At 61.3% G+C, this 581-nt stretch carries 1 protein-coding gene; it reads right to left on the bottom strand.

The genetic code is table 11. The annotated features are described in order from the left end of the window. Positions 1-581 (bottom strand): AI-2E family transporter (locus HHU12_RS34635; RefSeq protein ID WP_169661233.1); only part of this gene is annotated, 581 nt, incomplete at both ends.

The raw sequence follows: 581 nt of genomic DNA, 5'->3' as shown, positions 1-581 counted from the left end.
CGGGGAGCCGGCTTTTGGGACGGCCCGGGCCGAGCAGGATCGCCAGCTTGCTGCCCCCGACGGTGGTTTCCATCCAGATTTTACAGACGCTGGTTAACGGCACCGAGAGCAGCATTCCCACCGGCCCCAGCAGCCAGCCCCAGACCAACAACGACAGGAACACCACCAGGGTCGACATCCCCAGCCGGTGGCCCATCATGCGCGGCTCCACCATGTTGCCCAGCACCATATGCACCACCAGAAACAGCGCCCCTACCAACAGGCACTCATAGATGCCGCTGAACAGCAGCGCCTGCAGCATGGGGGGGATAGCGGAGATGGCGGAGCCAATGTTCGGCACATAGTTCAGCAAAAACGCCAGCACCCCCCACATCAGGGCGAACTGTACCCCCATCGCCAGCAGCCCCAGCCAGACAATCAGCCCGGTCCACAGGCTAATCAGCGTCTTCAGCGCCAGATAATGGGTGACGCCTTTCAGCGCCCGGTGCAATCCTGCGATATGCAGGCGCGGGTTATTGAGGGCAAAACGCAGTTTGTAGGGCAGGTGGCGAACCTCAAACAGCATAAAGATCACCGTCATC

This window comes from Flammeovirga aprica JL-4 (assembly GCF_012844305.1).
GTDB lineage: Bacteria > Bacteroidota > Bacteroidia > Cytophagales > Flammeovirgaceae > Flammeovirga > Flammeovirga aprica.
Note: the sequence above shows the minus strand (reverse complement) of the source record. Positions and strands in the feature narration are given on the sequence as shown.